Source organism: Pseudomonas sp. AC172 (assembly GCF_979258595.1).
This window is the reverse complement of the sequence record NZ_OZ409868.1, coordinates 2,820,615-2,843,406: the sequence shown is the minus strand read 5'-3', so window position 1 is coordinate 2,843,406 and position 22,792 is coordinate 2,820,615. Positions and strand designations below refer to the sequence as shown.

Annotated in this window: 21 protein-coding genes; 9 read left to right on the top strand and 12 right to left on the bottom strand. The window is 58.9% G+C overall.

Annotation, left to right across the window (positions count from 1 at the left end; genetic code table 11):
• Positions 1-104: 104 nt before the first annotated feature.
• A complete protein-coding gene (locus ACZ0A4_RS12685) occupies positions 105-2,330 on the bottom strand; it encodes an NADP-dependent isocitrate dehydrogenase (RefSeq protein WP_463574996.1) in 2,226 nt (741 codons plus the stop codon).
• A 481-nt stretch (positions 2,331-2,811) separates the two neighbouring features.
• Between ACZ0A4_RS12685 and icd the strand changes: the two genes are divergently transcribed.
• A complete protein-coding gene (gene icd / locus ACZ0A4_RS12680) occupies positions 2,812-4,068 on the top strand; it encodes an NADP-dependent isocitrate dehydrogenase (protein WP_008087051.1) in 1,257 nt (418 codons plus the stop codon).
• Between the two features lie 84 nt (positions 4,069-4,152).
• Here icd and ACZ0A4_RS12675 read toward each other — a convergent pair whose 3' ends face one another.
• A complete protein-coding gene (locus ACZ0A4_RS12675; RefSeq protein ID WP_141130076.1) occupies positions 4,153-4,470 on the bottom strand; it encodes a cold shock domain-containing protein in 318 nt (105 codons plus the stop codon).
• Between the two features lie 224 nt (positions 4,471-4,694).
• Between ACZ0A4_RS12675 and clpS the strand changes: the two genes are divergently transcribed.
• Together clpS and clpA are read left to right on the top strand one after the other, a co-directional pair.
• Positions 4,695-5,078 (top strand): ATP-dependent Clp protease adapter ClpS, encoded by a 384-nt coding sequence (gene clpS / locus ACZ0A4_RS12670; protein ID WP_011334948.1) that lies wholly within the window; start codon positions 4,695-4,697, stop codon positions 5,076-5,078.
• A 30-nt stretch (positions 5,079-5,108) separates the two neighbouring features.
• Complete coding sequence (gene clpA, locus ACZ0A4_RS12665; protein ID WP_007920210.1) at positions 5,109-7,379, top strand: ATP-dependent Clp protease ATP-binding subunit ClpA; 2,271 nt, start codon at positions 5,109-5,111, stop codon at positions 7,377-7,379.
• A gap of 971 nt (positions 7,380-8,350) precedes the next feature.
• Here the strand turns inward: clpA and infA are convergent.
• The 4 genes from infA to trxB all read right to left on the bottom strand — a co-directional run bounded on the left by infA (position 8,351) and on the right by trxB (position 11,150).
• A complete protein-coding gene (infA, locus tag ACZ0A4_RS12660) occupies positions 8,351-8,569 on the bottom strand; it encodes a translation initiation factor IF-1 (RefSeq protein ID WP_002553999.1) in 219 nt (72 codons plus the stop codon).
• Positions 8,570-8,681: 112 nt separating this feature from the next.
• Entirely contained in the window at positions 8,682-9,389 is a 708-nt protein-coding gene (locus ACZ0A4_RS12655) for an arginyltransferase (RefSeq protein ID WP_463574994.1), read from the bottom strand.
• A 57-nt stretch (positions 9,390-9,446) separates the two neighbouring features.
• Positions 9,447-10,127, bottom strand: coding sequence for a leucyl/phenylalanyl-tRNA--protein transferase (gene aat, locus ACZ0A4_RS12650; protein ID WP_463574992.1), 681 nt, complete (start codon positions 10,125-10,127; stop codon positions 9,447-9,449).
• A gap of 63 nt (positions 10,128-10,190) precedes the next feature.
• A complete protein-coding gene (trxB, locus tag ACZ0A4_RS12645; RefSeq protein ID WP_463574991.1) occupies positions 10,191-11,150 on the bottom strand; it encodes a thioredoxin-disulfide reductase in 960 nt (319 codons plus the stop codon).
• 288 nt (positions 11,151-11,438) lie between these two features.
• On the opposite strand from trxB, the gene ACZ0A4_RS12640 reads away from it, so the two are divergent.
• From ACZ0A4_RS12640 to cysG, 6 genes are all read left to right on the top strand, one after another.
• The gene (locus ACZ0A4_RS12640; RefSeq protein WP_177409230.1) at positions 11,439-13,868 is read left to right on the top strand and encodes a DNA translocase FtsK; all 2,430 of its coding nucleotides are present in this window, start codon (positions 11,439-11,441) and stop codon (positions 13,866-13,868) included.
• Between the two features lie 67 nt (positions 13,869-13,935).
• A complete protein-coding gene (gene lolA / locus ACZ0A4_RS12635; protein WP_242207637.1) occupies positions 13,936-14,556 on the top strand; it encodes an outer membrane lipoprotein periplasmic chaperone LolA in 621 nt (206 codons plus the stop codon).
• A 137-nt stretch (positions 14,557-14,693) separates the two neighbouring features.
• The gene (locus ACZ0A4_RS12630) at positions 14,694-16,016 is read left to right on the top strand and encodes a replication-associated recombination protein A (protein WP_463577549.1); all 1,323 of its coding nucleotides are present in this window, start codon (positions 14,694-14,696) and stop codon (positions 16,014-16,016) included.
• Positions 16,016-16,390, top strand: coding sequence for a fluoride efflux transporter CrcB (crcB, locus tag ACZ0A4_RS12625; protein WP_007908079.1), 375 nt, complete (start codon positions 16,016-16,018; stop codon positions 16,388-16,390). Before ACZ0A4_RS12630 ends, crcB begins: the two co-directional genes overlap by 1 nt.
• 15 nt (positions 16,391-16,405) lie before the next feature.
• On the top strand, positions 16,406-17,686 hold the full coding sequence (gene serS, locus ACZ0A4_RS12620) for a serine--tRNA ligase (RefSeq protein ID WP_007908080.1): 1,281 nt from the start codon (positions 16,406-16,408) through the stop codon (positions 17,684-17,686).
• The gene (gene cysG, locus ACZ0A4_RS12615; RefSeq protein WP_463574990.1) at positions 17,687-19,081 is read left to right on the top strand and encodes a siroheme synthase CysG; all 1,395 of its coding nucleotides are present in this window, start codon (positions 17,687-17,689) and stop codon (positions 19,079-19,081) included. It begins immediately after the preceding gene.
• A 132-nt stretch (positions 19,082-19,213) separates the two neighbouring features.
• On the opposite strand, the gene ACZ0A4_RS12610 is transcribed toward cysG, so the two are convergent.
• The 6 genes from ACZ0A4_RS12610 to tusD form a co-directional block, all read right to left on the bottom strand.
• Positions 19,214-20,215, bottom strand: a complete 1,002-nt coding sequence (locus ACZ0A4_RS12610; RefSeq protein WP_463574989.1) for a glutathione S-transferase family protein — start codon at positions 20,213-20,215, stop codon at positions 19,214-19,216.
• Positions 20,216-20,306: 91 nt separating this feature from the next.
• Entirely contained in the window at positions 20,307-21,308 is a 1,002-nt protein-coding gene (locus ACZ0A4_RS12605) for a glycosyl transferase family protein (RefSeq protein WP_463574988.1), read from the bottom strand.
• The gene (locus ACZ0A4_RS12600; RefSeq protein WP_463574987.1) at positions 21,305-21,640 is read right to left on the bottom strand and encodes a TusE/DsrC/DsvC family sulfur relay protein; all 336 of its coding nucleotides are present in this window, start codon (positions 21,638-21,640) and stop codon (positions 21,305-21,307) included. Before ACZ0A4_RS12600 ends, ACZ0A4_RS12605 begins: the two co-directional genes overlap by 4 nt.
• The gene (tusB, locus tag ACZ0A4_RS12595; RefSeq protein WP_141129772.1) at positions 21,637-21,930 is read right to left on the bottom strand and encodes a sulfurtransferase complex subunit TusB; all 294 of its coding nucleotides are present in this window, start codon (positions 21,928-21,930) and stop codon (positions 21,637-21,639) included. The genes ACZ0A4_RS12600 and tusB overlap by 4 nt, the downstream gene beginning before the upstream one ends.
• A complete protein-coding gene (tusC, locus tag ACZ0A4_RS12590) occupies positions 21,930-22,286 on the bottom strand; it encodes a sulfurtransferase complex subunit TusC (RefSeq protein ID WP_463574986.1) in 357 nt (118 codons plus the stop codon). The genes tusB and tusC overlap by 1 nt, the downstream gene beginning before the upstream one ends.
• A 1-nt stretch (position 22,287) precedes the next feature.
• Positions 22,288-22,680: a sulfurtransferase complex subunit TusD gene (tusD, locus tag ACZ0A4_RS12585; RefSeq protein ID WP_463577548.1), complete on the bottom strand. Its 393-nt coding sequence runs from the start codon at positions 22,678-22,680 to the stop codon at positions 22,288-22,290.
• Positions 22,681-22,792 lie beyond the last annotated feature (112 nt).

Sequence of the window (22,792 nt, the reverse complement as noted above, 5' to 3'; positions counted from 1 at the left end):
CTATCGCTGGCAAGCCAGCTCCCACAGGGTTTTGTGGTGATCATAAAACCCGGAAACACAAACCCCGGCACGAGGCCGGGGTTTGTGATGTTCCCTTTACAACCTTAAACCAGCGCAGCAATCGCCGCGTTGAGGGTTGCGCTTGGGCGCATGGCCTTGCTGATCAGCTCGGCATTGGCGTGGTAGTAACCGCCGATGTCGACTGGCTTGCCCTGAACGGCGTTGAGCTCGGCAACGATGGTCGCTTCGTTCTCGGTCAGAGTTTTTGCCAGCGTCGCGAACTGCGCTTGCAGTGCCGCGTCTTCAGTCTGGGCAGCCAGGGCCTGAGCCCAGTACATCGCCAGGTAGAAGTGGCTGCCGCGGTTGTCGATGTTGCCGACTTTGCGCGATGGCGACTTGTTGTTGTCGAGGAACTGGCCAGTGGCCTGATCCAGGGTTTTCGACAGCACCAGCGCTTTCGGGTTGTTGTAGTTCACACCCAGATGCTCGAGGGACGCTGCCAGTGCGAGGAACTCACCCAGCGAATCCCAGCGCAGGAAGTTCTCTTCAACCAGTTGCTGCACGTGCTTCGGAGCCGAACCGCCGGCGCCGGTTTCGAACAGACCACCGCCGTTCATCAGCGGCACGATCGACAGCATCTTGGCGCTGGTGCCCAGTTCCATGATCGGGAACAGGTCAGTCAGGTAGTCGCGCAGTACGTTGCCGGTCACCGAAATGGTGTCCTTGCCTTCGCGGGTGCGCTGCAGGGTGAACTTCATTGCGTCGACCGGCGCCATGATCTGGATGTCCAGACCGGCCGTGTCGTGATCCTTCAGGTAAGCCTGAACTTTCTCGATCACTACGCCGTCGTGAGCGCGCATCGGGTCCAGCCAGAAGATCGCTGGCGTGCTGCTGGCGCGAGCGCGGTTGACGGCCAGTTTGACCCAGTCCTGGATCGGCGCATCTTTGGTCTGGCACATGCGGAAGATGTCGCCGGCTTCAACAGCCTGTTCCATCAGCAGGTTGCCCTTGCTGTCGGTGACGCGAACCACGCCGTCAGCCTTGATCTGGAAAGTCTTGTCGTGCGAGCCGTACTCTTCGGCTTTCTTCGCCATCAGACCAACGTTTGGCACGCTGCCCATGGTGGTCGGGTCGAAAGCGCCATTGGCTTTGCAGTCTTCGATCACAGCCTGGTAGATGGTCGCGTAGCAACGATCCGGGATAACCGCCTTGGTGTCGTGCAGTTGACCGTCGGTGCCCCACATTTTGCCGGAGTCACGGATCATCGCTGGCATCGAGGCGTCGACGATAACGTCGCTCGGCACGTGCAGGTTGGTGATGCCTTTGTCGGAGTTGACCATCGCCAGCGATGGGCGAGCAGCGTAGACGGCGGCCATGTCGGCTTCGATCTGCGCTTGCTGCTCGGCCGGCAGGGCCTTGATGCGTGCGTACAGATCGCCGATGCCGTTGTTCAGGTTGAAGCCGATCTCGGCCAGCACGTCAGCGTGCTTGGTCAGTGCGTCTTTATAGAACTCGGCAACGATCTGGCCGAACATGATCGGGTCGGAGACCTTCATCATGGTCGCTTTCAGGTGAACCGAGAGCAGCACGCCTTGAGCCTTGGCGCTTTCGATTTCAGCAGCGATGAACGCGCGCAGAGCGTTTTTGCTCATCACGGCGCAGTCGAGGATCTCGCCGGCCTGAACGGTGGTTTTTTCTTTCAGGACGGTCGCGGTGCCGTCCTTGGCGATCAGCTCGATCTTCACAGCGTCAGCGGCGTCGATCAGGGCAGCTTTTTCGCTGCCGTAGAAATCGCCGGTGCTCATGTGAGCGACATGGGATTTGGAGTCTTTGGCCCAGGCGCCCATTTTGTGCGGGTGCTTGCGTGCGTAGTTCTTCACCGACAGCGGTGCGCGACGGTCAGAGTTGCCTTCGCGCAGAACCGGGTTCACGGCGCTGCCCTTGACCTTGTCGTAACGCGCCTTGGCTTCTTTGTCGGCGTCGCTGGTTACGGTTTCCGGATAGTCCGGCAGGTTGTAACCCTGAGCTTGCAGCTCTTTGATCGCGGCTTGCAGCTGTGGCACCGAAGCGCTGATGTTCGGCAGCTTGATGATGTTGGCTTCAGGCGTAACGGCCAGGTCGCCCAGTTCGGCGAGGTGGTCGGCTACGGCTTTGTCGCCCAGTTGCTCGGGGAAGCTGGCCAGAATGCGTGCTGCAAGAGAGATATCGCGGGTTTCCACGGCGATATCGGCCGAAGCGGTGTACGCCTCGATGATCGGCAGCAGGGAATAGGTGGCGAGGGCTGGAGCTTCGTCGGTGAAGGTATAGATGATCTTCGAGCGGGTGGGCATATTCGGATTAACTCTCTCTTCTTTGCTAAAGCGTGCGCAGAAACTCGAGGGGCGCCGGGTAAGCGCGTTCGTTCAAAGTCATCCATGAACCGAATGTCGAGATTCTTCGCGGTGATGTTGGGTGCATCAGTAGAGCGTCAAGCAGTCAGGCTGCGGTAACAACCCGACCAATCAGGCGGAAAGTCTCGTGCTAGAGAGGCCAGCCGTCGTGACCCTGTGGTCAGCGGGCGGCATTATACATAGGTAGCTGGCAATCTGCCGATGGTTCATATGCAACGATTCTCGTCCATTGGTCTAAAGGTCGCAGGGCAGGGTGGCGCGTAGAGTCGTCGCGAATGCTTGAGTTTGGCGCTTTTCCCTTTGCTTTCAGGCTTGTACGAAACGAGTTGTGCGATTGCCGGGAACAGAGGGTTTGCGTGTTGATTTAACTGGGTTACGCTCGAACCAAGCCAGATGTTCAATCCAAACAATGGAGTTCAGCATGGGTTACAAGAAGATTCAGGTTCCAGCCGTCGGCGACAAAATCACCGTCAATGCAGACCATTCTCTCAATGTTCCTGATAACCCGATCATCCCCTTCATCGAAGGTGACGGCATTGGTGTCGACATCAGTCCGGTGATGATCAAGGTTGTCGATGCTGCAGTTCAAAAGGCATACGGCGGTAAACGCAAGATTTCCTGGATGGAAGTCTACGCCGGGGAAAAAGCCACTCAGGTTTACGATCAGGACACCTGGCTGCCTCAGGAAACCCTCGATGCAGTCAAGGATTACGTGGTTTCCATCAAAGGCCCGCTGACCACCCCGGTTGGTGGCGGCATCCGCTCGCTGAACGTGGCCCTGCGTCAGCAACTCGACCTGTACGTCTGTCTGCGCCCGGTGCGCTGGTTCGAAGGCGTACCAAGCCCGGTGAAAAAGCCTGGCGACGTCGACATGACCATCTTCCGCGAGAACTCCGAAGACATCTATGCCGGCATCGAGTGGAAGGCCGGTTCGCCGGAAGCCACCAAAGTCATCAAATTCCTTAAAGAAGAAATGGGCGTCACCAAGATCCGTTTCGACGAAAACTGCGGCATCGGCGTCAAGCCGGTTTCGCTGGAAGGCACCAAGCGTCTGGCGCGCAAGGCTCTGCAATATGTGGTCGACAATGACCGCGATTCGCTGACCATCGTGCACAAAGGCAACATCATGAAGTTCACCGAAGGTGCCTTCAAAGAGTGGGCCTACGAAGTGGCCGCCGAAGAGTTCGGCGCGACCCTGCTCGACGGCGGCCCGTGGATGCAGTTCAAAAACCCGAAAACCGGCAAGAACGTTGTGGTCAAGGACGCCATCGCTGACGCCATGCTCCAGCAGATCCTGCTGCGCCCGGCCGAATACGATGTGATCGCGACCCTGAACCTCAATGGCGACTACCTTTCTGACGCTCTGGCGGCGGAAGTGGGCGGCATCGGTATCGCGCCGGGCGCCAACCTGTCCGACACCGTGGCGATGTTCGAAGCCACCCACGGTACTGCGCCGAAGTATGCCGGCAAGGACCAGGTTAACCCGGGTTCGCTGATTCTGTCGGCCGAGATGATGCTGCGCCACATGGGCTGGACTGAAGCGGCGGATTTGATCATCAAGGGCACCAACGGCGCTATCTCGGCCAAGACAGTGACCTATGACTTCGAACGTTTGATGGAAGGTGCCAAGCTGGTTTCGTCTTCGGGCTTCGGGGATGCGTTGATTTCGCATATGTAGGAAACTCAGGCACATAAAAACCGCCTGACTCGTTGAATTGAGTCAGGCGGTTTTTTATTGCTTGGAATATCAGGTGAGAATCAGTCAGCTCATTGCTTTGGCGTTTGCGGCAGCCGCAGCCGCAGCCGCAGCCGCGCCGACAGCTGCGCTCTCAACGGCACTGGATGGCTCAGTGATGACAGATTGGATGTCTGTGGCATGCAGCCCCTTAGGACCTTGAATAATACTAAAAACCACCGCTTGCCCGGCTTTGAGGGTTTTGTACCCATCCATCTTAATCTGAGAAAAATGAGCAAAGAAGTCGATCTCTTTCCCATCCTCGTCGCGGCCTTCGCGGGCGTCGGTATTGATAAAGCCGAATCCCTTGGCATTGTTGAACCATTTCACCTTGCCGACAGCCATGCTCAAATCCCTCTGCAACAGACTCCATCGCTGGAGTATCATCCAGTTCATCCGCAATCTTATTCGTTAAAAGAATTGACTCCGCGGATCTTTTTTACCCACTGTGGGCTCTATTGGTTGTAACACCGTTTTCCCGATAGTCAAGGTGACCGGGCAGTCGGAGTTGAAAACGTGGACAACCGCCCCCACCACTGTATTTGCACAACTGACGAACCTTTCTTTCCATGCATGCAATCAGCCAGATTCGACTAACATTCAATCAGGATCGCCCGCTTCTCCAAAAGGATCTTCCACAGGAGCACGACGACGATTCGGCAGGCGTTGCTGTTCAGGAAGCAAAGCCTGCGTTACAGGCGCCGCCGATGTACAAGGTGGTTTTGTTTAATGATGACTACACACCGATGGATTTCGTCGTCGAAGTGCTCGAGGTGTTTTTTAACCTGAATCGCGAGCTGGCGACCAAGGTCATGCTGGCCGTCCACACAGAAGGACGGGCAGTATGTGGAGTGTTTACCCGCGACATCGCCGAGACAAAGGCCATGCAGGTCAACCAGTACGCCAGGGAAAGCCAGCATCCGCTACTCTGTGAAATCGAGAAGGACGGTTAATCGCCGACCACTTGGGTATGAGGTGAAGCTATGTTAAACCGCGAGCTCGAAGTCACCCTCAATCTAGCCTTCAAGGAGGCTCGTTCGAAACGTCATGAATTCATGACCGTCGAACACCTTTTGCTGGCCCTATTGGACAATGAGGCTGCCGCCACCGTTTTGCGTGCCTGCGGCGCAAACCTCGACAAACTCAAGCATGACCTGCAGGAGTTCATCGACTCCACCACGCCATTGATCCCCGTTCATGACGAAGATCGCGAAACCCAGCCAACCCTGGGCTTCCAGCGTGTACTGCAACGTGCTGTTTTCCACGTACAGAGCTCGGGCAAACGCGAAGTAACCGGCGCTAACGTGCTGGTTGCAATCTTCAGTGAGCAAGAGAGTCAGGCCGTGTTCCTGCTGAAGCAGCAGAGCGTGGCGCGCATCGATGTCGTCAACTACATCGCTCACGGCATTTCCAAAGTGCCGGGGCATGGCGATCACTCTGAAGGTGAACAAGATATGCAGGACGACGAGGGCGGCGAGTCTTCTTCTTCAGGCAATCCTCTGGATGCTTATGCCAGCAACCTCAACGAACTCGCGCGCCAGGGTCGCATCGACCCGCTGGTCGGCCGTGAATCGGAAGTCGAACGTGTCGCGCAGATTCTCGCGCGTCGGCGCAAAAACAATCCGCTGCTGGTCGGTGAGGCAGGCGTGGGTAAAACCGCGATTGCCGAGGGCCTGGCCAAGCGCATTGTCGACAATCAGGTTCCGGATCTGCTGGCCGGTAGTGTTGTTTATTCGCTGGATCTCGGTGCTCTGCTCGCGGGCACCAAGTATCGCGGTGATTTCGAGAAGCGCTTCAAGGCGCTGCTCAATGAACTGAAAAAACGTCCGCAAGCCATTCTGTTTATCGACGAGATCCACACCATTATCGGTGCCGGTGCTGCGTCGGGCGGGGTCATGGACGCTTCGAACCTGCTCAAGCCGCTGCTGTCGTCTGGCGACATTCGCTGCATCGGTTCGACCACGTTCCAGGAGTTTCGCGGCATCTTCGAGAAGGATCGTGCCTTGGCGCGTCGCTTCCAGAAGGTCGATGTCGTCGAGCCATCGGTGGAAGACACCATTGGTATCCTGCGTGGCCTGAAAGGGCGTTTCGAGCAGCACCACAACATCGAATACAGCGACGAAGCGCTACGGGCTGCTGCTGAACTGGCGTCGCGCTATATCAATGACCGGCACATGCCGGACAAAGCCATTGATGTTATTGACGAGGCGGGCGCCTATCAGCGCTTGCAACCGGTCGAGAAGCGCGCCAAGCGCATCGAAGTGCCGCACGTTGAAGACATCGTCGCGAAAATCGCGCGGATTCCGCCTAAGCACGTCACCAGCTCCGACAAGGAGTTGCTGCGTAACCTTGAGCGTGACCTGAAGCTGACGGTGTTTGGTCAGGACGCGGCGATCGATTCGCTGTCAACCGCGATCAAGCTGTCTCGCGCCGGCCTCAAGTCGCCTGACAAACCCGTCGGTTCGTTCCTGTTCGCAGGCCCGACCGGTGTCGGTAAAACCGAGGCTGCGCGGCAACTGGCCAAGGCGTTGGGGATCGAGTTGGTTCGCTTCGACATGTCCGAGTACATGGAGCGTCACACCGTATCGCGTCTGATCGGTGCGCCTCCGGGCTATGTCGGTTTTGATCAGGGCGGTTTGTTGACCGAAGCGATCACCAAGCAGCCGCACTGCGTATTGCTCCTCGACGAAATCGAGAAGGCGCATCCGGAAGTCTTCAACCTGCTGCTGCAGGTGATGGACCACGGTACGCTGACCGACAACAACGGGCGCAAGGCGGACTTCCGCAACGTGATTGTGATCATGACCACCAACGCCGGTGCCGAAACGGCGGCGCGTGCTTCGATCGGTTTCACTCATCAGGACCACTCGTCTGATGCGATGGAAGTGATCAAGAAGAGCTTCACGCCGGAGTTTCGTAACCGCCTGGACACCATTATTCAGTTTGGTCGCCTCAGTCATGAGGTCATCAAAAGTGTGGTGGACAAGTTCCTTACCGAGCTTCAGGCGCAGCTGGAAGACAAGCGTGTGCTGCTTGAGGTTACCGACGCGGCGCGTAGTTGGCTGGCGGCGGGTGGTTATGACTCGGCGATGGGTGCGCGTCCGATGGCGCGTCTGATCCAGGACAAGATCAAGCGTCCGTTGGCGGAGGAGATTCTGTTTGGCGAGCTGGCCGAGCATGGCGGTGTGGTTCACATCGACATCAAGGATGGCGAGTTGACGTTTGACTTCGAGACTACCGCTGAGATGGCCTGATGGCTTGATGTAGATTGGAAAGGCGCCTTCGGGCGCCTTTTTGTTGTCTGGTGTTTTTGGGTTTTGGGTGTATATCCGTTGCTGCGGTAACGGCGGCTTAGGGTTTCGCCCTTACGGCGACTCACTTTTTTTCAAACGCCAAAAAAAGTAAGCAAAAAACGCTTGCTCCTACGTGCGGCCCGCTCGCTGGGGCTCGGGGTTCCTTCGCTCCGGCATCGATCCGGGCGCAGCGCCTACGGTTTGCTTCGCTGCACCTCCTCTCGCTGTGTTTGGCTTCGCCAAACGGTCGCTGCGCTCCCACCCCCGGATCAATCCCTGCGCTCAGCCTTCCGATGTCGCCCGTGGATCAAGAGCCGCAGCCGAGCTAACGCTCATCCTGTTGAGTGGTGAGGGGCACAGCGTGGTCGGCTTTGGATTTGCGTTGGAGCTGCCCCTCATCGGAACGCCGCCCGCCCAGCCCTCTCCCGAGGGAGAGGGAGCCGATGGTGGGTATCTCAAAATTTGCGTTCAACTCGGTATTTCACGTCGCCGTATCTCTCGCAATCACCTCGGTCAGTTCCCTCTCCCTCCGGGAGAGGGCTAGGGTGAGGGGCTCTTGATCTGGCTTGTGATCTGGCTTTGGCTTTTGATCTTTTGCCCCATCGGCAGGCCGAGCGGAGGTGTCCATCCGGGGGTAGGCGCGCAGCGCCGTGCGGCGTAGCCGCATACATCGAGAGGAGGTGCAGCGAAGCAAACCGTAGGCGATGCCCCCGGATGGACGCCGTAGCGAGGGAACACTGAGCCTCAGCGAAGTGCCGTACGCCAGGGGCAAAGCCTTTTGCTTACTTTTCGGCGTCTGGAAAAGTGAGTCGCTGTAAGAGCGAAACCGCCAGCGGCAGCACCCGCAAAAACGGATATGCCTCCAGCCCCAAAACCCCAGAACGCACAAACAAAAACGCCCGGCATAAACCGGGCGTTCTGTATTGACTTGATTAGCGAGCGCGGTAAGTAATGCGCCCTTTGCTCAAGTCATAGGGCGTCAGCTCGACGCGCACTTTGTCACCGGTAAGAATACGAATGTAGTTCTTGCGCATCTTGCCGGAAATATGCGCGGTTACGACGTGCCCATTTTCCAACTCCACACGAAACATGGTGTTGGGCAGGGTGTCGACGACAGTGCCTTCCATTTCGAAGCTGTCTTCTTTCGACATGCAGTAAAGCCCTCGGTATCCAATGAATGGCCCGGTGCAACTGCGCCAGGCAAAAGCGGCGTGCATTGTGCCCGAAAAATGGGGTTTACGCCAAGGGGTTTACGGCTTGGGTTTAGTTGAGGATGACCCAGCGCTGATTAATCAGCAATTCGATGGGTCGGTATTGCGTCTTGTAGTTCATCTTTTTGCAGTTCTTGATCCAGTATCCGAGGTACACCGCTTCAAGCCCGAGGCGCTGAGCCTCGGCGATTTGCCAGAGGATGGCAAAACGGCCAAGGCTGCGGCGCTCTTCGTCGGGTTCGTAGAAGGTGTAGACCGCTGACAAACCATTCGGCAGCAAATCGGTCACCGCCACGGCGAGCAACCGTCCGTCGAGTCGGAACTCGTAAAAACGCGAGAAGGGCAGATCACGTACCAGAAAAGTCGAGAATTGATCACGGCTTGGCGGGTACATATCGCCGTCAGCGTGGCGTTGTTCGATATAGCGCTGGTACAGATCGAAATATTCTTCACTGAATTGCGGCTTGGCCGGGCGCACTTGCAAATCCATGTTGCGCTTGAAAATCCGCTTCTGCTGGCGATTGGGCAGGAACTGCGCCACCGGAATGCGTGCAGGCACGCACGCATTGCAATTTTGGCAATGCGGCCGGTACAGATGATCGCCACTGCGGCGAAAGCCCATTTCCGACAGGTCTGCGTAGACATGCACATCCATGGGCTGACTCGGATCGAGAAACAGGGTCGTGGCCTGCTCCTCGGGCAGATAACTGCAAGAGTGAGGCTGAGTGGCATAGAACTTCAAACGCGCCAACTCGGTCATGATCAACCCTCGGGATAAGCTGGTGAATTAAGTGTAAGCCACGCGCGCAAAAGTCGCTCAGCAAACCCAGGTGGCACGATTGGGTTGATCCAGGTGATTTGCCAGATAGTCGGCGAATTGCTGGCGAGGAATGGCCCGCGCGCCGAGGCTGTGCAGATGATCGGTCGGCATCTGACAGTCGATCAGCACGAACCCCGAGTCGTTCAGATGGCGTACCAAGGTGGCAAAGCCGAATTTCGAAGCGTTGTCGGCGCGGCTGAACATCGATTCGCCGAAAAACAGTTGGCCCATCGCCAGGCCGTACAGGCCGCCGACCAGTTCGCCCTGATCCCAGACCTCCACCGAATGCGCGAAGCCGCGACGATGCAGTTCAATGTAGGCGTCCTGCATGGCTTCGGTGATCCAGGTGCCGTCGGCGTAATCCCGTGGCGCGGCGCAGGCGCGGATCACGGCGTCGAAGTCCTGGTCGAAGGTCACTTGGTAGCGTTCCTGGCGCAGCAGTTTGCCGAGGCTGCGCGAGACATGCAGTTCGTCGGGAAACAGCACTGTGCGAGGATCCGGCGACCACCAGAGAATCGGCTGGCCCTCGGAAAACCACGGAAAGCAGCCATGACGGTAAGCCTGGATCAGGCGATCGGCCGACAGGTCGCCACCGGCGGCGAGCAATCCGTTAGGGTCGCGCATGGCCTTTTCCAGCGGCGGAAAAGTCAGGGAATTACGTTGTAACCAAGTCAGCATGGCATCCAGGCTTGCAGAAGGGGAGGGCGGTGCGGGCTGTTCGGCCCGCGATAAAGTGTGCCGTTAAATGACAGGAATGTCGTCCAGATACTTCTCGGCATCGAGCGCGGCCATGCAGCCGGCGCCCGCCGACGTCACCGCCTGGCGGTAAACGTGGTCGGCTACATCACCGGCGGCAAACACCCCGGGAATCCCGGTGGAGGTCGCGTCGCCGTCGCTGCCACCCTTGACCTGCAAATAGCCGTCGCGCATCGACAACTGGCCTTGAAACAGGTCGGTGTTGGGTTTATGGCCAATGGCGATGAAGACGCCGGCCAGTGCCAGTTCGCGAGTTTCGCCGGTATGGCTGTCACGCAGTCGCGCGCCGGTGACGCCGCTGGCATCGCCGAGTACTTCGTCGAGATTCTGGTTCCAGTGCAGGCGTACGTTGCCGTTGGCGGCTTTCTCGAACAGTTTGTCCTGGAGGATTTTCTCCGAGCGCAGTTTGTCGCGGCGATGGATCAGGTGCACCTCCTTGGCGATGTTCGACAGGTACAGTGCTTCCTCAACTGCCGTGTTGCCGCCACCGACGACCGCGACCACCTGATTGCGATAGAAAAAGCCGTCACAGGTCGCACAGGCGGAAACGCCTTTACCGGCGAAGGCTTCTTCCGAGGGCAGCCCCAGGTATTGCGCCGACGCGCCGGTGGCGATGATCAGCGCATCGCAGGTGTAAGTGCCGCTGTCGCCAATAAGCTCGAACGGGCGCTGCTGCAACTTGGCGGTGTGGATGTGGTCGTAAACGATCTCTGTGGCAAAGCGTTCGGCGTGTTTCTGCATGCGTTCCATCAGCACCGGGCCGGTCAGGCCTTCGACGTCGCCGGGCCAGTTGTCGACTTCAACGGTGGTGGTGAGCTGGCCACCGGCCTGCAGGCCGGTAATGACCACGGGGTTGAGGTTGGCGCGGGCGGCATACACGGCAGCGCTGTAACCGGCCGGACCGGAGCCGAGGATGATCAGGCGTGAATGCTTCGCTACGTTCATCAAATACACCTCATAAGCCTTTGTCACAAAAGGTAATGCATGCTCAAATTGAGTCGCGGCTTCTGTGTGCTTGACTATGCTCAATCCTGAGGTTTGAAGCATGGCATCGGACGCACAAACCCGTACAATGCCGGGCTGTTACAGAATATTCGCGGTGCGCTGTGTTCTTGGCTGTGTTTATAAAACCCACAGCACAGTGTTAAAAGTAGTCTCAGTTGCGCTCGTTCACTTTTTTACCTGCCTGGATCGGGCAGTTTTTTATCGTCATTCAATAGATGGACGCGCCTCGTGCGCAGGAAAAGAAGCGTTTTGAAGAAATCCACCGAAGCACCAAAAACAGTCGTTCCGCTCTGGCGCCAACAATTGCACTACCGGCTCAAGGAAGGTGCATTGATCGCCATCGGCGCCTTGTGCCTGTTCCTGATGATGGCTTTGCTGACCTATGGCAAAGACGATCCGGGCTGGAGCCACAACAGCAAGATCGACGACGTGCAGAATTTCGGCGGCCCGGCGGGCTCCTACAGCGCCGACATCCTGTTCATGGTGCTGGGTTACTTCGCTTACATCTTCCCGTTGCTGCTGGCGATCAAGGCTTACCAGATCTTCCGTCAGCGCCACGAACCGTGGCAGTGGAGCGGCTGGCTGTTCTCCTGGCGCCTGATCGGTCTGGTGTTTCTGGTGCTGTCCGGCGCGGCGCTGGCGCATCTGCATTTTCACGCGGCCTCGGGTCTGCCGGCGGGTGCCGGTGGTGCGCTAGGCGAAAGCCTCGGCAATCTGGCAAAGAATGCGCTGAACATTCAGGGCAGCACGCTGTTGTTCATCGCGCTGTTCCTGTTCGGCCTGACGGTGTTTACCGACCTGTCGTGGTTCAAGGTGATGGACATCACCGGCAAGATCACCCTCGACTTGTTCGAACTGTTCCAGGGCGCGCTCAACCGCTGGTGGTCGGCGCGCACCGAACGCAAACAACTGGTTGCGCAACTGCGTGAAGTCGACGATCGCGTCCACGACGTAGTCGCGCCGACGGTCACTGACAAGCGTGAACAGGCCAAAGTCAAAGAACGCCTGATCGAACGTGAGCAAGCCCTGAGCAAGCACATGTCCGATCGTGAGAAGCAGGTGCCGCCGGTTATCGCCCCGGCCCCGGCCAAAGCACCCGAACCAAGCAAGCGCGTGCAGAAAGAAAAACAGGTGCCGTTGTTCGTCGACAGTGCCGTGGAGGGCACCTTGCCGCCGATCTCGATTCTTGATCCTGCGGAAAAGAAACAACTCAATTACTCACCGGAATCCCTGGCGGCGGTCGGCCATTTGCTGGAGATCAAGCTCAAGGAGTTCGGTGTCGAGGTCACGGTGGATTCGATCCACCCCGGCCCGGTGATTACCCGTTACGAAATCCAGCCTGCTGCCGGTGTGAAAGTCAGCCGCATCGCCAACCTCGCCAAAGACCTCGCGCGTTCCTTGGCCGTGACCAGTGTGCGGGTGGTCGAGGTCATTCCGGGCAAGACCACTGTCGGTATCGAGATTCCCAACGAAGACCGGCAGATCGTGCGTTTCTCCGAAGTGCTGTCGACGCCTGAATACGACAACTTTAAATCGCCGGTCACCCTGGCACTCGGTCATGACATCGGCGGCAAACCGGTGATCACTGACCTGGCGAAGATGCCGCACTTGCTGGTGGCCGGTACGACCGGTTCCGGTAAGTCGGTGGGTGTGAACGCGATGATCCTGTCGATTCTGTTCAAGTCCGGCCCGGAAGACGCCAAGCTGATCATGATCGACCCGAAAATGCTGGAGCTGTCGATCTACGAAGGCATTCCGCATTTGCTGTGCCCGGTCGTGACCGACATGAAAGACGCCGCCAACGCCTTGCGCTGGAGCGTTGCCGAGATGGAGCGCCGCTACAAGTTGATGGCGAAAATGGGCGTGCGCAACCTGTCTGGCTTCAATGCCAAGGTCAAGGAAGCGCAGGACGCCGGCGAGCCGTTGAGCGATCCGCTGTACAAGCGCGAAAGCATCCACGACGAAGCGCCATTGCTGCAGAAACTGCCAACCATCGTCGTGGTGGTCGACGAATTCGCCGACATGATGATGATCGTCGGCAAGAAGGTCGAAGAACTGATCGCCCGTATTGCGCAGAAGGCGCGTGCGGCGGGTATTCACTTGATCCTCGCGACCCAGCGGCCGTCGGTGGACGTGATCACCGGTCTGATCAAGGCCAACATTCCGACCCGTATGGCGTTCCAGGTATCGAGCAAGATCGACTCGCGCACCATCATCGACCAGGGTGGCGCCGAACAACTGCTCGGCCACGGTGACATGCTTTACATGCCACCGGGCACCAGCCTGCCGATCCGGGTTCACGGTGCATTCGTATCCGACGATGAAGTACACCGCGTGGTCGAAGCATGGAAACTGCGCGGCGCACCGGAATACAACGACGACATCCTCAACGGTGTCGAAGAAGCCGGCAGCGGTTTTGAAGGCAGCAGCGGTGGCGGCGACGGTGATGATCCGGAAGCCGACGCGCTGTATGACGAAGCTGTACAGTTCGTGCTGGAAAGCCGTCGTGCCTCGATTTCCGCTGTACAGCGCAAGCTGAAAATCGGCTACAACCGCGCCGCACGGATGATCGAAGCCATGGAAATGGCCGGCGTCGTCACCTCGATGAACACCAACGGTTCCCGTGAAGTCCTGGCCCCGGGCCCGGTACGCGACTGATTGCAAACGCAAGAGGCGGGACAATGATGTGCCGCCGCTCTCCCAACGAGTATTCAAGAGGACTCCCATGCGTCTTATCCGCATGCTGCTGCCAGTACTGGCGCTGACCACTCTCACGGCCCACGCCGATGACAAGGACGTGGCGCGTCTGACCCAATTGCTGGAAACATCCAAGACCCTGAGCGCGAACTTCTCGCAGCTGACCCTCGACGGCAGCGGCACGCAGTTGCAGGAAACCACTGGCGACATGACCTTGCAGCGTCCGGGCCTGTTCTACTGGCACACCAACGCGCCGGCCGAGCAGACCATGGTGTCTGATGGCAAGAAAGTCACCCTGTGGGATCCGGATCTGGAACAGGCGACCATCAAGAAACTCGACGAGCGCCTGACCCAGACCCCGGCGCTGCTGCTGTCCGGTGATGTATCGAAGATCAGCCAGAGCTTTGATATTTCCGCGAAAGAGGCGGGCGGTGTGATCGACTTCACCCTCAAGCCGAAAACCAAGGACACCCTGTTCGACAACCTGCGTTTGTCGTTCCGCAACGGCCTGCTTAACGATATGCAACTGATCGACAGCGTCGGCCAGCGCACCAACATCCTGTTCACCGGGGTCAAGGCCAACGAGCCGGTATCGCCGTCCAAGTTCAAGTTCGACATCCCCAAGGGTGCCGACGTGATCCAGGAATAAATGCAATAACCTGTGGGAGCGAGCTTGCTCGCGAATGCGTCGGAGCAGTCAGCCTGTAGGGCGCCTGCCACACCGCCTTCGCAAGCAAGCTCGCTCCCACAGGGATTGTTGTCACCAGTGAGGTTTCATAGGTAGTGATGGATCTGTTTCGCAGTGCACCGATTGCCCAGCCACTGGCCGCGCGTTTACGTGCGACCAATCTGGATGAGTACGTCGGTCAGGAACACCTGCTCGCTCGCGGCAAGCCGTTGCGTGAGGCGCTGGAGCAGGGTGCCCTGCATTCGATGATCTTCTGGGGCCCGCCGGGCGTGGGCAAAACCACGCTGGCGCGGTTGCTCGCGGAAGTCTCCGATGCGCACTTCGAAACAGTCTCGGCGGTGCTCGCCGGGGTCAAGGAGATCCGCCAGGCCGTTGAAATCGCCAAGCAGCAGGCCGGCCAGTACGGCAAGCGCACGATTTTGTTCGTCGATGAAGTGCACCGCTTCAACAAATCCCAGCAGGACGCGTTCCTGCCTTACGTTGAAGACGGCACGCTGATCTTCATCGGCGCCACCACCGAAAACCCTTCGTTCGAACTCAACAACGCCTTGTTATCGCGTGCCCGTGTTTATGTGTTGAAAAGCCTCGACGAAGCCGCACTGCGCAAACTGGTGCACCGCGCGCTCACCGAAGAGCGCGGTCTGGGCAAGCGCAACCTGACGCTGAACGACGAAGGCTTCCAGATGCTGCTTTCCGCCGCCGATGGCGATGGCCGGCGCTTGCTCAATCTGCTGGAAAACGCCTCGGATCTGGCCGAAGACAACAGCGAGATCGGCACCGAGCTGCTGCAAAGCCTGCTCGGCGACACGCGCCGGCGTTTCGACAAGGGTGGCGAGGCGTTCTACGACCAGATATCGGCGCTGCACAAATCGGTGCGCGGCTCCAACCCCGACGGCGCGTTGTACTGGTTCGCGCGAATGATCGACGGCGGTTGCGATCCGCTGTACCTGGCCCGGCGCGTGGTGCGCATGGCCAGCGAAGATATCGGTAATGCCGACCCGCGAGCCCTCAGCCTGTGCCTGGCGGCGTGGGAAGTGCAGGAACGCCTCGGCAGCCCGGAAGGCGAGTTGGCGGTAGCGCAGGCCATCACTTATCTGGCCTGCGCGCCGAAAAGCAACGCGGTGTACATGGGCTTCAAAACCGCGCTGCGTGCTGCCGCCGAACACGGTTCGCTGGAAGTGCCGCTGCACCTGCGTAACGCGCCGACCAAACTGATGAAACAATTGGGCTACGGTGACGAATACCGCTACGCCCACGATGAGCCGGACGCTTACGCCGCTGGCGAAGACTATTTCCCGCAAGAGCTTGAGCCGATCCCGTTCTACCAACCGGTGCCGCGCGGCCTGGAATTGAAGATCGGCGAGAAGCTCAACCATCTCGCTCAACTTGATCGTTTAAGCCCTCGGCAACGGAGAAAATAGTGCTTCCATTGATCATTGCGGTCTCCGCCGGCGGGGTTGCCGGCACCTTGTTGCGCTTCGCTACCGGCAATTGGGTTAACGCCAATTGGCCGCGGCACTTCTATACCGCGACGCTGGCCGTTAATATCGTGGGCTGTCTGTTGATTGGCGTGTTGTACGGCCTGTTTTTGATACGCCCGGAAGTACCGATCGAGGTGCGTGCCGGGTTGATGGTCGGCTTCCTTGGGGGGCTGACGACTTTTTCATCCTTTTCACTGGATACGGTGCGCCTGCTGGAAAGCGGGCAAGTGCCGCTGGCCCTGGGCTATGCGGCACTCAGCGTATTCGGCGGGCTGCTCGCGACGTGGGCTGGCCTGTCTTTGACCAAACTTTGATAACGAGAAACCGACATGCTCGATTCCAAACTGTTACGTAGCAACCTTCAGGACGTAGCGGACCGCCTGGCTTCCCGTGGCTTTGCCCTGGATACCGCGCGCATCGAAGCGCTGGAAGAACAGCGCAAGACCGTCCAGACCCGCACCGAAGCACTGCAGGCTGAGCGTAACGCGCGTTCCAAATCCATCGGTCAGGCCAAGCAGCGCGGCGAAGACATCGCGCCGCTGATGGCGGACGTCGAGCGCATGGCGGGCGAACTGAGTGCCGGTAAAGTCGAACTGGACGCGATCCAGACCGAACTGGACTCGATCCTGCTCGGCATTCCGAACCTGCCGCACGAATCGGTTCCGGTCGGCAAAGACGAAGACGACAACGTCGAAGTGCGCCGCTGGGGCACGCCGACTGCTTTCGATTTCGAAGTGAAAGACCACGTTGCCCTGGGCGAAAAGTTCGGCTGGCTGGATTTCGAAACCGCCGCCAAGCTGTCCGGCGCGCGTTTCGCCTTGCTGCGTGGCCCGATCGCCCGTCTGCACCGCGCACTGGCGCAGTTCATGATCAACCTGCACGTCAACGAGCACGGCTACGAAGAGGCTTACACGCCTTACCTGGTTCAGGCGCCGGCACTGCAAGGCACCGGTCAACTGCCGAAGTTCGAAGAAGACCTGTTCAAGATCGCTCGCGAAGGCGAAGCCGATCTGTACCTGATCCCGACCGCCGAAGTGTCGCTGACCAACATCGTCGCCGGCGAAATCGTCGATTCGAAACTGCTGCCGATCAAGTTCGTTGCCCATACTCCGTGCTTCCGCAGCGAAGCGGGCGCGTCGGGTCGTGACACCCGCGGCATGATCCGTCAGCACCAGTTCGACAAGGTTGAAATGGTCCAGATCGTTGAGCCATCGACCTCGATGGAAGCGCTGGAAGGCCTGACCGCCAACGCTGAAAAAGTCCTGCAACTGCTCGGTCTGCCTTACCGCACCCTGGCGCTGTGCACCGGCGACATGGGCTTCAGCGCGGTCAAGACTTACGACCTCGAAGTGTGGATCCCAAGCCAGGACAAGTACCGTGAAATCTCCTCGTGCTCGAACTGCGGCGACTTCCAGGCCCGCCGTATGCAGGCGCGTTTCCGCAACCCGGAAACCGGCAAGCCTGAGCTGGTGCACACCTTGAACGGTTCCGGTCTTGCCGTAGGTCGCACCCTGGTTGCCGTGCTGGAAAACTACCAGCAGGCCGACGGTTCGATCCGTGTGCCGGACGTGCTGAAGCCGTACATGGGTGGCCTTGAGGTCATCGGCTAAATGAAATATCTGCCGCTGTTTCACAACCTGCGCGGCAGTCGTGTGTTGGTCGTCGGTGGGGGGGAAATTGCCTTGCGCAAATCCCGCCTGCTGGCCGATGCCGGTGCGCTGCTGCGGGTGGTCGCACCTGAAATCGAAACGCAACTGCGTGAACTGGTCGCCGCTTCTGGCGGTGAATGCCTGTTGCGCGGTTACGTTGAAGCGGATCTGGACGGTTGCGGGCTGATCATTGCCGCCACCGACGATGAGGCGCTCAACGCACAAGTTTCCACCGATGCTCACAAGCGCTGCGTGCCGGTTAACGTGGTCGATGCGCCTGCCTTGTGCAGTGTGATCTTCCCGGCGATCGTCGATCGCTCGCCGCTGATCATCGCGGTGTCCAGCGGCGGCGATGCGCCGGTGCTGGCGCGCTTGATCCGCGCCAAGATCGAAACCTGGATTCCATCGACTTACGGTCAGTTGGCCGGACTCGCCGCGCGTTTTCGCAATCAGGTGAAAAACCTGTTTCCGGATGTGCAGCAGCGTCGTGGTTTCTGGGAAGACGTGTTTCAGGGGCCGATTGCCGATCGCCAACTGGCCGGACAGGGCGCCGAGGCCGAGCGTCTGCTGCAAGCCAAGATCGATGGCGAAGCCATGGTCACCACCGGTGAGGTGTATCTGGTCGGCGCGGGCCCGGGCGATCCGGACCTGCTGACCTTCAAGGCGTTGCGTCTGATGCAGCAGGCCGATGTGGTGCTGTACGACCGCTTGGTCGCGCCGGCGATTCTTGAGCTGTGCCGTCGTGATGCCGAGCGAGTCTACGTGGGCAAGCGTCGGTCTGATCACGCCGTACCGCAGGATCAGATCAACCAGCAACTGGTCGATCTGGCCAAGGCCGGCAAACGTGTCGTGCGGTTGAAGGGCGGCGATCCGTTTATCTTCGGCCGTGGCGGTGAAGAGATTGAAGAGCTGGCCGCTCACGGCATTCCGTTTCAGGTGGTGCCAGGTATCACGGCGGCCAGCGGTTGCGCGGCGTATGCCGGGATTCCGCTGACTCATCGTGATTACGCGCAGTCCGTGCGGTTTGTCACCGGGCATTTGAAGGACGGTTCCACCGATCTGCCATGGGCCGACCTTGTCGCGCCGGCGCAGACGCTGGTGTTCTACATGGGCCTGGTCGGGTTGCCGGTTATTTGCGAGCAACTGATCAAGCATGGTCGTTCGGCGGATACCCCGGCGGCGCTGATTCAGCAGGGCACCACGGTCAATCAGCGGGTCTTTACCGGCACGCTGGCCGATTTGCCGCGATTGGTGGCGGAGCATGAAGTGCATGCGCCGACATTGGTGATCGTCGGGGAAGTGGTGCAACTGCGCGAGAAACTGGCGTGGTTCGAAGGGGCTCAGGCGCAGGTCTGAAAACCGAGTTGACCCCATCGCTGGCAAGCCAGCTCCCACAAGTTTTGTGTTGAAGCTGCAATCTTCAGCATCATCAAAATCCCTGTGGGAGCTGGCTTGCCAGCGATGGGACCATCAAAAACAATACAAATCTCAGCCCCGGCGCCAAACCCCTTTGCCAGCCAGCCGCGCCCGATCATGGGCCACGGTGAAATCCTGCTCCGGCCCCTTCGGCACAACGCCCGTCGGGTTAATCGTCTTGTGACTGCCGTAGTAATGGTTCTTGATGTGCTGGAAATCCACGGTCTCGGCAATCCCCGGCCACTGATACACCTCACGCAACCAGTTCGACAGGTTCGGATAATCGGCAATCCGCCGCAGGTTGCACTTGAAGTGCCCGTGATACACCGCATCAAACCGGATGATCGTAGTAAACAGGCGTACGTCAGCTTCAGTGAGGTATTCGCCGCTCAGATACCGGTTTGCGCTTAAAACGCCTTCAAGATGATCGAGTTCGGCAAACACCTCATCGAACGCTTCTTCATAAGCCTGTTGCGACGTCGCAAAGCCTGCGCGGTACACGCCGTTGTTCACGGCCGGGTAGATTCGCTCGTTCAAGGCGTCGATCTCACCGCGTAACGGCGCCGGGTAGAAATCCAGGTCGTTGCCGGTCAGATCATCAAACGCGCTGTTGAACATGCGGATGATTTCCGCTGATTCATTGCTGACGATGCGTTTGAGCTTTTTGTCCCACAGCACCGGTACGGTGACGCGGCCAGTGTAATCGGCCGTGTCGGCGGTATAGCGCTGATGCATGAATTCAAAACCATCGAGCTTATCGCCCGTAGAGCCGAGTGCTTTGTCGAAGGTCCAGCCGTTTTCCAGCATCAGCCAACTGACCACTGAAACGTCGATCAGATTTTCCAGGCCTTTGAGCTTGCGCAGGATCAACGTGCGATGTGCCCACGGACAGGCGAGGGAAACGTAGAGGTGATAGCGCCCGGCTTCAGCGGCAAAACCGCCTTCGCCGCTGGGGTCGGGTTCGCCGTTAGCGGTCACCCAGTTGCGGCGCTTGGCCTGTTCGCGCTGGAACGCGCCGTCCTTGCTGCTTTCGTACCACTTGTCCTGCCAGTGGCCATCGACGAGTAAACCCATGATCAAGACTCCGTAAACCAATAATCGTTGGAGTCGAGTCTATTCCGATGAGTTCGAACAAAAAGCGCAAAGATCGGGCGTGAATGATCGGTTAAATCGATTTGTTGCGTGCGGCCCAGTACTGCTCGGCGGTTTCGAAGGCCTGCTCACGGGATTGGCCGAGGCCGCGCAAGGCCAGGGCCATGGTCGCAATCAGCGCCATCTGCGGATAGCTGTCCATCGCATCGCCACGCCACACCGCTTTCAGATGTTCAACGTCCAAAGTTGCCGGTTTGACGTGACGTTGCGCCGACATCTGCGGCCACTCCTCGTCCCAGCTCTCGCCGCCGGTGGTGCCGTAGAGGTGGCTGTCGGCATCCGGGTTGATCTCGATTTCGCCGCCATCGCCCTTGACCACAATCGCCGTGTCGCCAAGCAAACCACTGGCATCGCGATGCACGGCCTGATAGCCAGGATGGAAAATGCTTTGCAGCCCGCAACGTGCGCCCAGCGGATTGAGAATCCGTGCCAGGGAGTGAATCGGTGAGCGTAGGCCCAAGGTGTTGCGTAGATCGATCATCTTTTGCAGTTGCGGCGCCCAGTCCACCAGCGGCATGAACGCCAGTCCACCGTTGTCCAGCGCCGTGCCGGCCTGTTGCCAGGTGCGGCACAACGGGATGTTCAATTCGTCGAGCAATTGCTCGCTGTACAGACGCCCGGCGGTATGAGCGCCGCCGCCGTGCATGAAGATGCGTACGCCGTTCTGCGCCAGGCACTTCGCCGCCAATAGATACCACGGCAGATGCCGCTTCTTACCGGCATAGGTCGGCCAGTCCAGGTCGACGTTCAACTCGGGTGCCTGCAAACGTGCGCGCAGGGCTTCGGTGAAACCGGCCATCTCCTCGGCGCTTTCTTCCTTGTGCCGCAGCAACATCAGGAACGCGCCGAGCTGGGTGTCTTCAACCTTGTCATCGAGCACCATGCCCATGGCTTCGCGGGCTTCTTCACGAGTCAGATCGCGGGCGCCGCGTTTGCCCTTGCCGAGGATTCGCACGAATTGGGCGAACGGATGTTCGGCAGGGGTTTCGAGGGTCAGTGCTGGAAAGTCGGTCATAAGCAATTCGTCGGTTTGGGCAGGCCCGCCAGTTTTGCGGCGAGTTTGGCAGGGGTGCCTTTGAACAGTCGGTTCAGGTGCAGGCTGTTGCCTTTTTCCGGGCCGAGTTTCAACGCGGTGTACTTGATCAATGGCCGTGTGGCCGGGGACAGCTGGAATTCTTCGTAGAAGCTGCGCAACAGTTCGAGGACTTCCCAGTGTTCGGCGGTCAACTCGATCTCTTCGGCGGCAGCGAGGGCGCTGGCAACGTCGGCGGACCAGTCGCTGAGGTCGACAAGAAAACCGTCCTTGTCCAGTTCGATGGCGCGGGCGCCGACGGTCATGGAATTCATAGCCAGCTGTTGACCTTGTCGTGATGGATCGACAGTTCGACGAAGGCCGGGTAATCGATCGCCTCGGCCCAGTCCGGAACTTCGATGGCGCGAGCCTGTGCATCTTCGGCAAGGACGAATAATTTGATTTGACGGTGTTCAAGTGCAGTGAACGGCGCGGTGCCCGATTGCAAGGCGTAGACCGCATCGCCGGACAGCAACAAAGCATCAGCGCTGCCGATCAGACGCAGGCAGCTGGACAGGCGATCGTCGCCGAACGGGGAATGAGACAACACATGCAAAGTCGACATTAGAGGGTGATCACCTGGTCGTAACGGTCAATAAGGGCGGTGATTTGCTCGGCGGCCAGCGGCTGCGCTTCGTCCAGCGATAGATTGTTCAGTCCGCGAGTGCTGGCGCTGTCGGCGCAATAGAACAGCTCTTCGACACCAAACATCGGCAGCGCCTGCAGATTGGCGCTGAGGTCTTTCTGCTGCAGTGCCTTGGCGTTTTGCCCGGCGCTGAGTTGCAGCACGCCGTCATCGAGAAACAGCAAACCGATCGGCAGATCGAACGCGCCACCGGCCAGCACGATGTCCAGCGCTTCGCGGGCACCGGGGCCAGACCACGGTGATTGGCGGCTGACGATCAACAGGGATTTGGCCATCTCACGCACCTCCAAAGCAGATCAAACGGTCGGCGTCTTGCACCGCGTCATGCAACTGGCCAAGACCGGACAATTCCCACGGTGCGCTGACCGAAATCGCTTCACGCTGGTAGCGCTTGGCTTCTTCGGCATTTAGCGCACCACGGCGCAGGGCGGCGGCGATGCACACCACTCCGTCCAGCTTTTGCTCGGTGATGAAGGCACGCCATTGTTTGGGCAGGTCGAGTTCGTCCTGCGGGGTGACCACCGCATCCGAAGCGTTATAAACGCCGTCTTGATAAAAAAACAGTCGGACAATCTCATGCCCACTGGCCAGGGCGGCTTGCGCAAACAGCAGGGCGCGGCGCGAGGAGGGCGCATGGGCGGCGGAAAACAGCGCGATGGCGAACTTCATGACGGACTCGATCAGCAAAACTGCGGTCATGATAAAGCTTTATCGAGGCCGCCGCGAAACCTTGTAGGAGTGAGCCTGCTCGCGATATCGGTTTGTCAGCTGGTGAAGATGA

Bases quoted from the DNA above. Each gene is read 5' to 3' on its own strand.
- lolA (WP_242207637.1), top strand. From the start codon at position 13,936: ATGCGTCTTATCCGCATGCTGCTGCCAGTACTGGCGCTGACCACTCTC.
- serS (WP_007908080.1), top strand. From the start codon at position 16,406: ATGCTCGATTCCAAACTGTTACGTAGCAACCTTCAGGACGTAGCGGAC.
- clpS (WP_011334948.1), top strand. From the start codon at position 4,695: ATGCATGCAATCAGCCAGATTCGACTAACATTCAATCAGGATCGCCCG.
- tusC (WP_463574986.1), bottom strand. From the start codon at position 22,286: ATGGCCAAATCCCTGTTGATCGTCAGCCGCCAATCACCGTGGTCTGGC.
- ACZ0A4_RS12610 (WP_463574989.1), bottom strand. From the start codon at position 20,215: ATGGGTTTACTCGTCGATGGCCACTGGCAGGACAAGTGGTACGAAAGC.
- clpA (WP_007920210.1), top strand. From the start codon at position 5,109: ATGTTAAACCGCGAGCTCGAAGTCACCCTCAATCTAGCCTTCAAGGAG.
- aat (WP_463574992.1), bottom strand. From the start codon at position 10,127: ATGCTGACTTGGTTACAACGTAATTCCCTGACTTTTCCGCCGCTGGAA.
- ACZ0A4_RS12655 (WP_463574994.1), bottom strand. From the start codon at position 9,389: ATGACCGAGTTGGCGCGTTTGAAGTTCTATGCCACTCAGCCTCACTCT.
- tusB (WP_141129772.1), bottom strand. From the start codon at position 21,930: ATGTCGACTTTGCATGTGTTGTCTCATTCCCCGTTCGGCGACGATCGC.
- tusD (WP_463577548.1), bottom strand. From the start codon at position 22,680: ATGAAGTTCGCCATCGCGCTGTTTTCCGCCGCCCATGCGCCCTCCTCG.
- ACZ0A4_RS12605 (WP_463574988.1), bottom strand. From the start codon at position 21,308: ATGACCGACTTTCCAGCACTGACCCTCGAAACCCCTGCCGAACATCCG.
- ACZ0A4_RS12685 (WP_463574996.1), bottom strand. From the start codon at position 2,330: ATGCCCACCCGCTCGAAGATCATCTATACCTTCACCGACGAAGCTCCA.
- ACZ0A4_RS12675 (WP_141130076.1), bottom strand. From the start codon at position 4,470: ATGGCTGTCGGCAAGGTGAAATGGTTCAACAATGCCAAGGGATTCGGC.
- infA (WP_002553999.1), bottom strand. From the start codon at position 8,569: ATGTCGAAAGAAGACAGCTTCGAAATGGAAGGCACTGTCGTCGACACC.
- ACZ0A4_RS12600 (WP_463574987.1), bottom strand. From the start codon at position 21,640: ATGAATTCCATGACCGTCGGCGCCCGCGCCATCGAACTGGACAAGGAC.
- icd (WP_008087051.1), top strand. From the start codon at position 2,812: ATGGGTTACAAGAAGATTCAGGTTCCAGCCGTCGGCGACAAAATCACC.
- cysG (WP_463574990.1), top strand. From the start codon at position 17,687: ATGAAATATCTGCCGCTGTTTCACAACCTGCGCGGCAGTCGTGTGTTG.
- ACZ0A4_RS12630 (WP_463577549.1), top strand. From the start codon at position 14,694: ATGGATCTGTTTCGCAGTGCACCGATTGCCCAGCCACTGGCCGCGCGT.
- trxB (WP_463574991.1), bottom strand. From the start codon at position 11,150: ATGAACGTAGCGAAGCATTCACGCCTGATCATCCTCGGCTCCGGTCCG.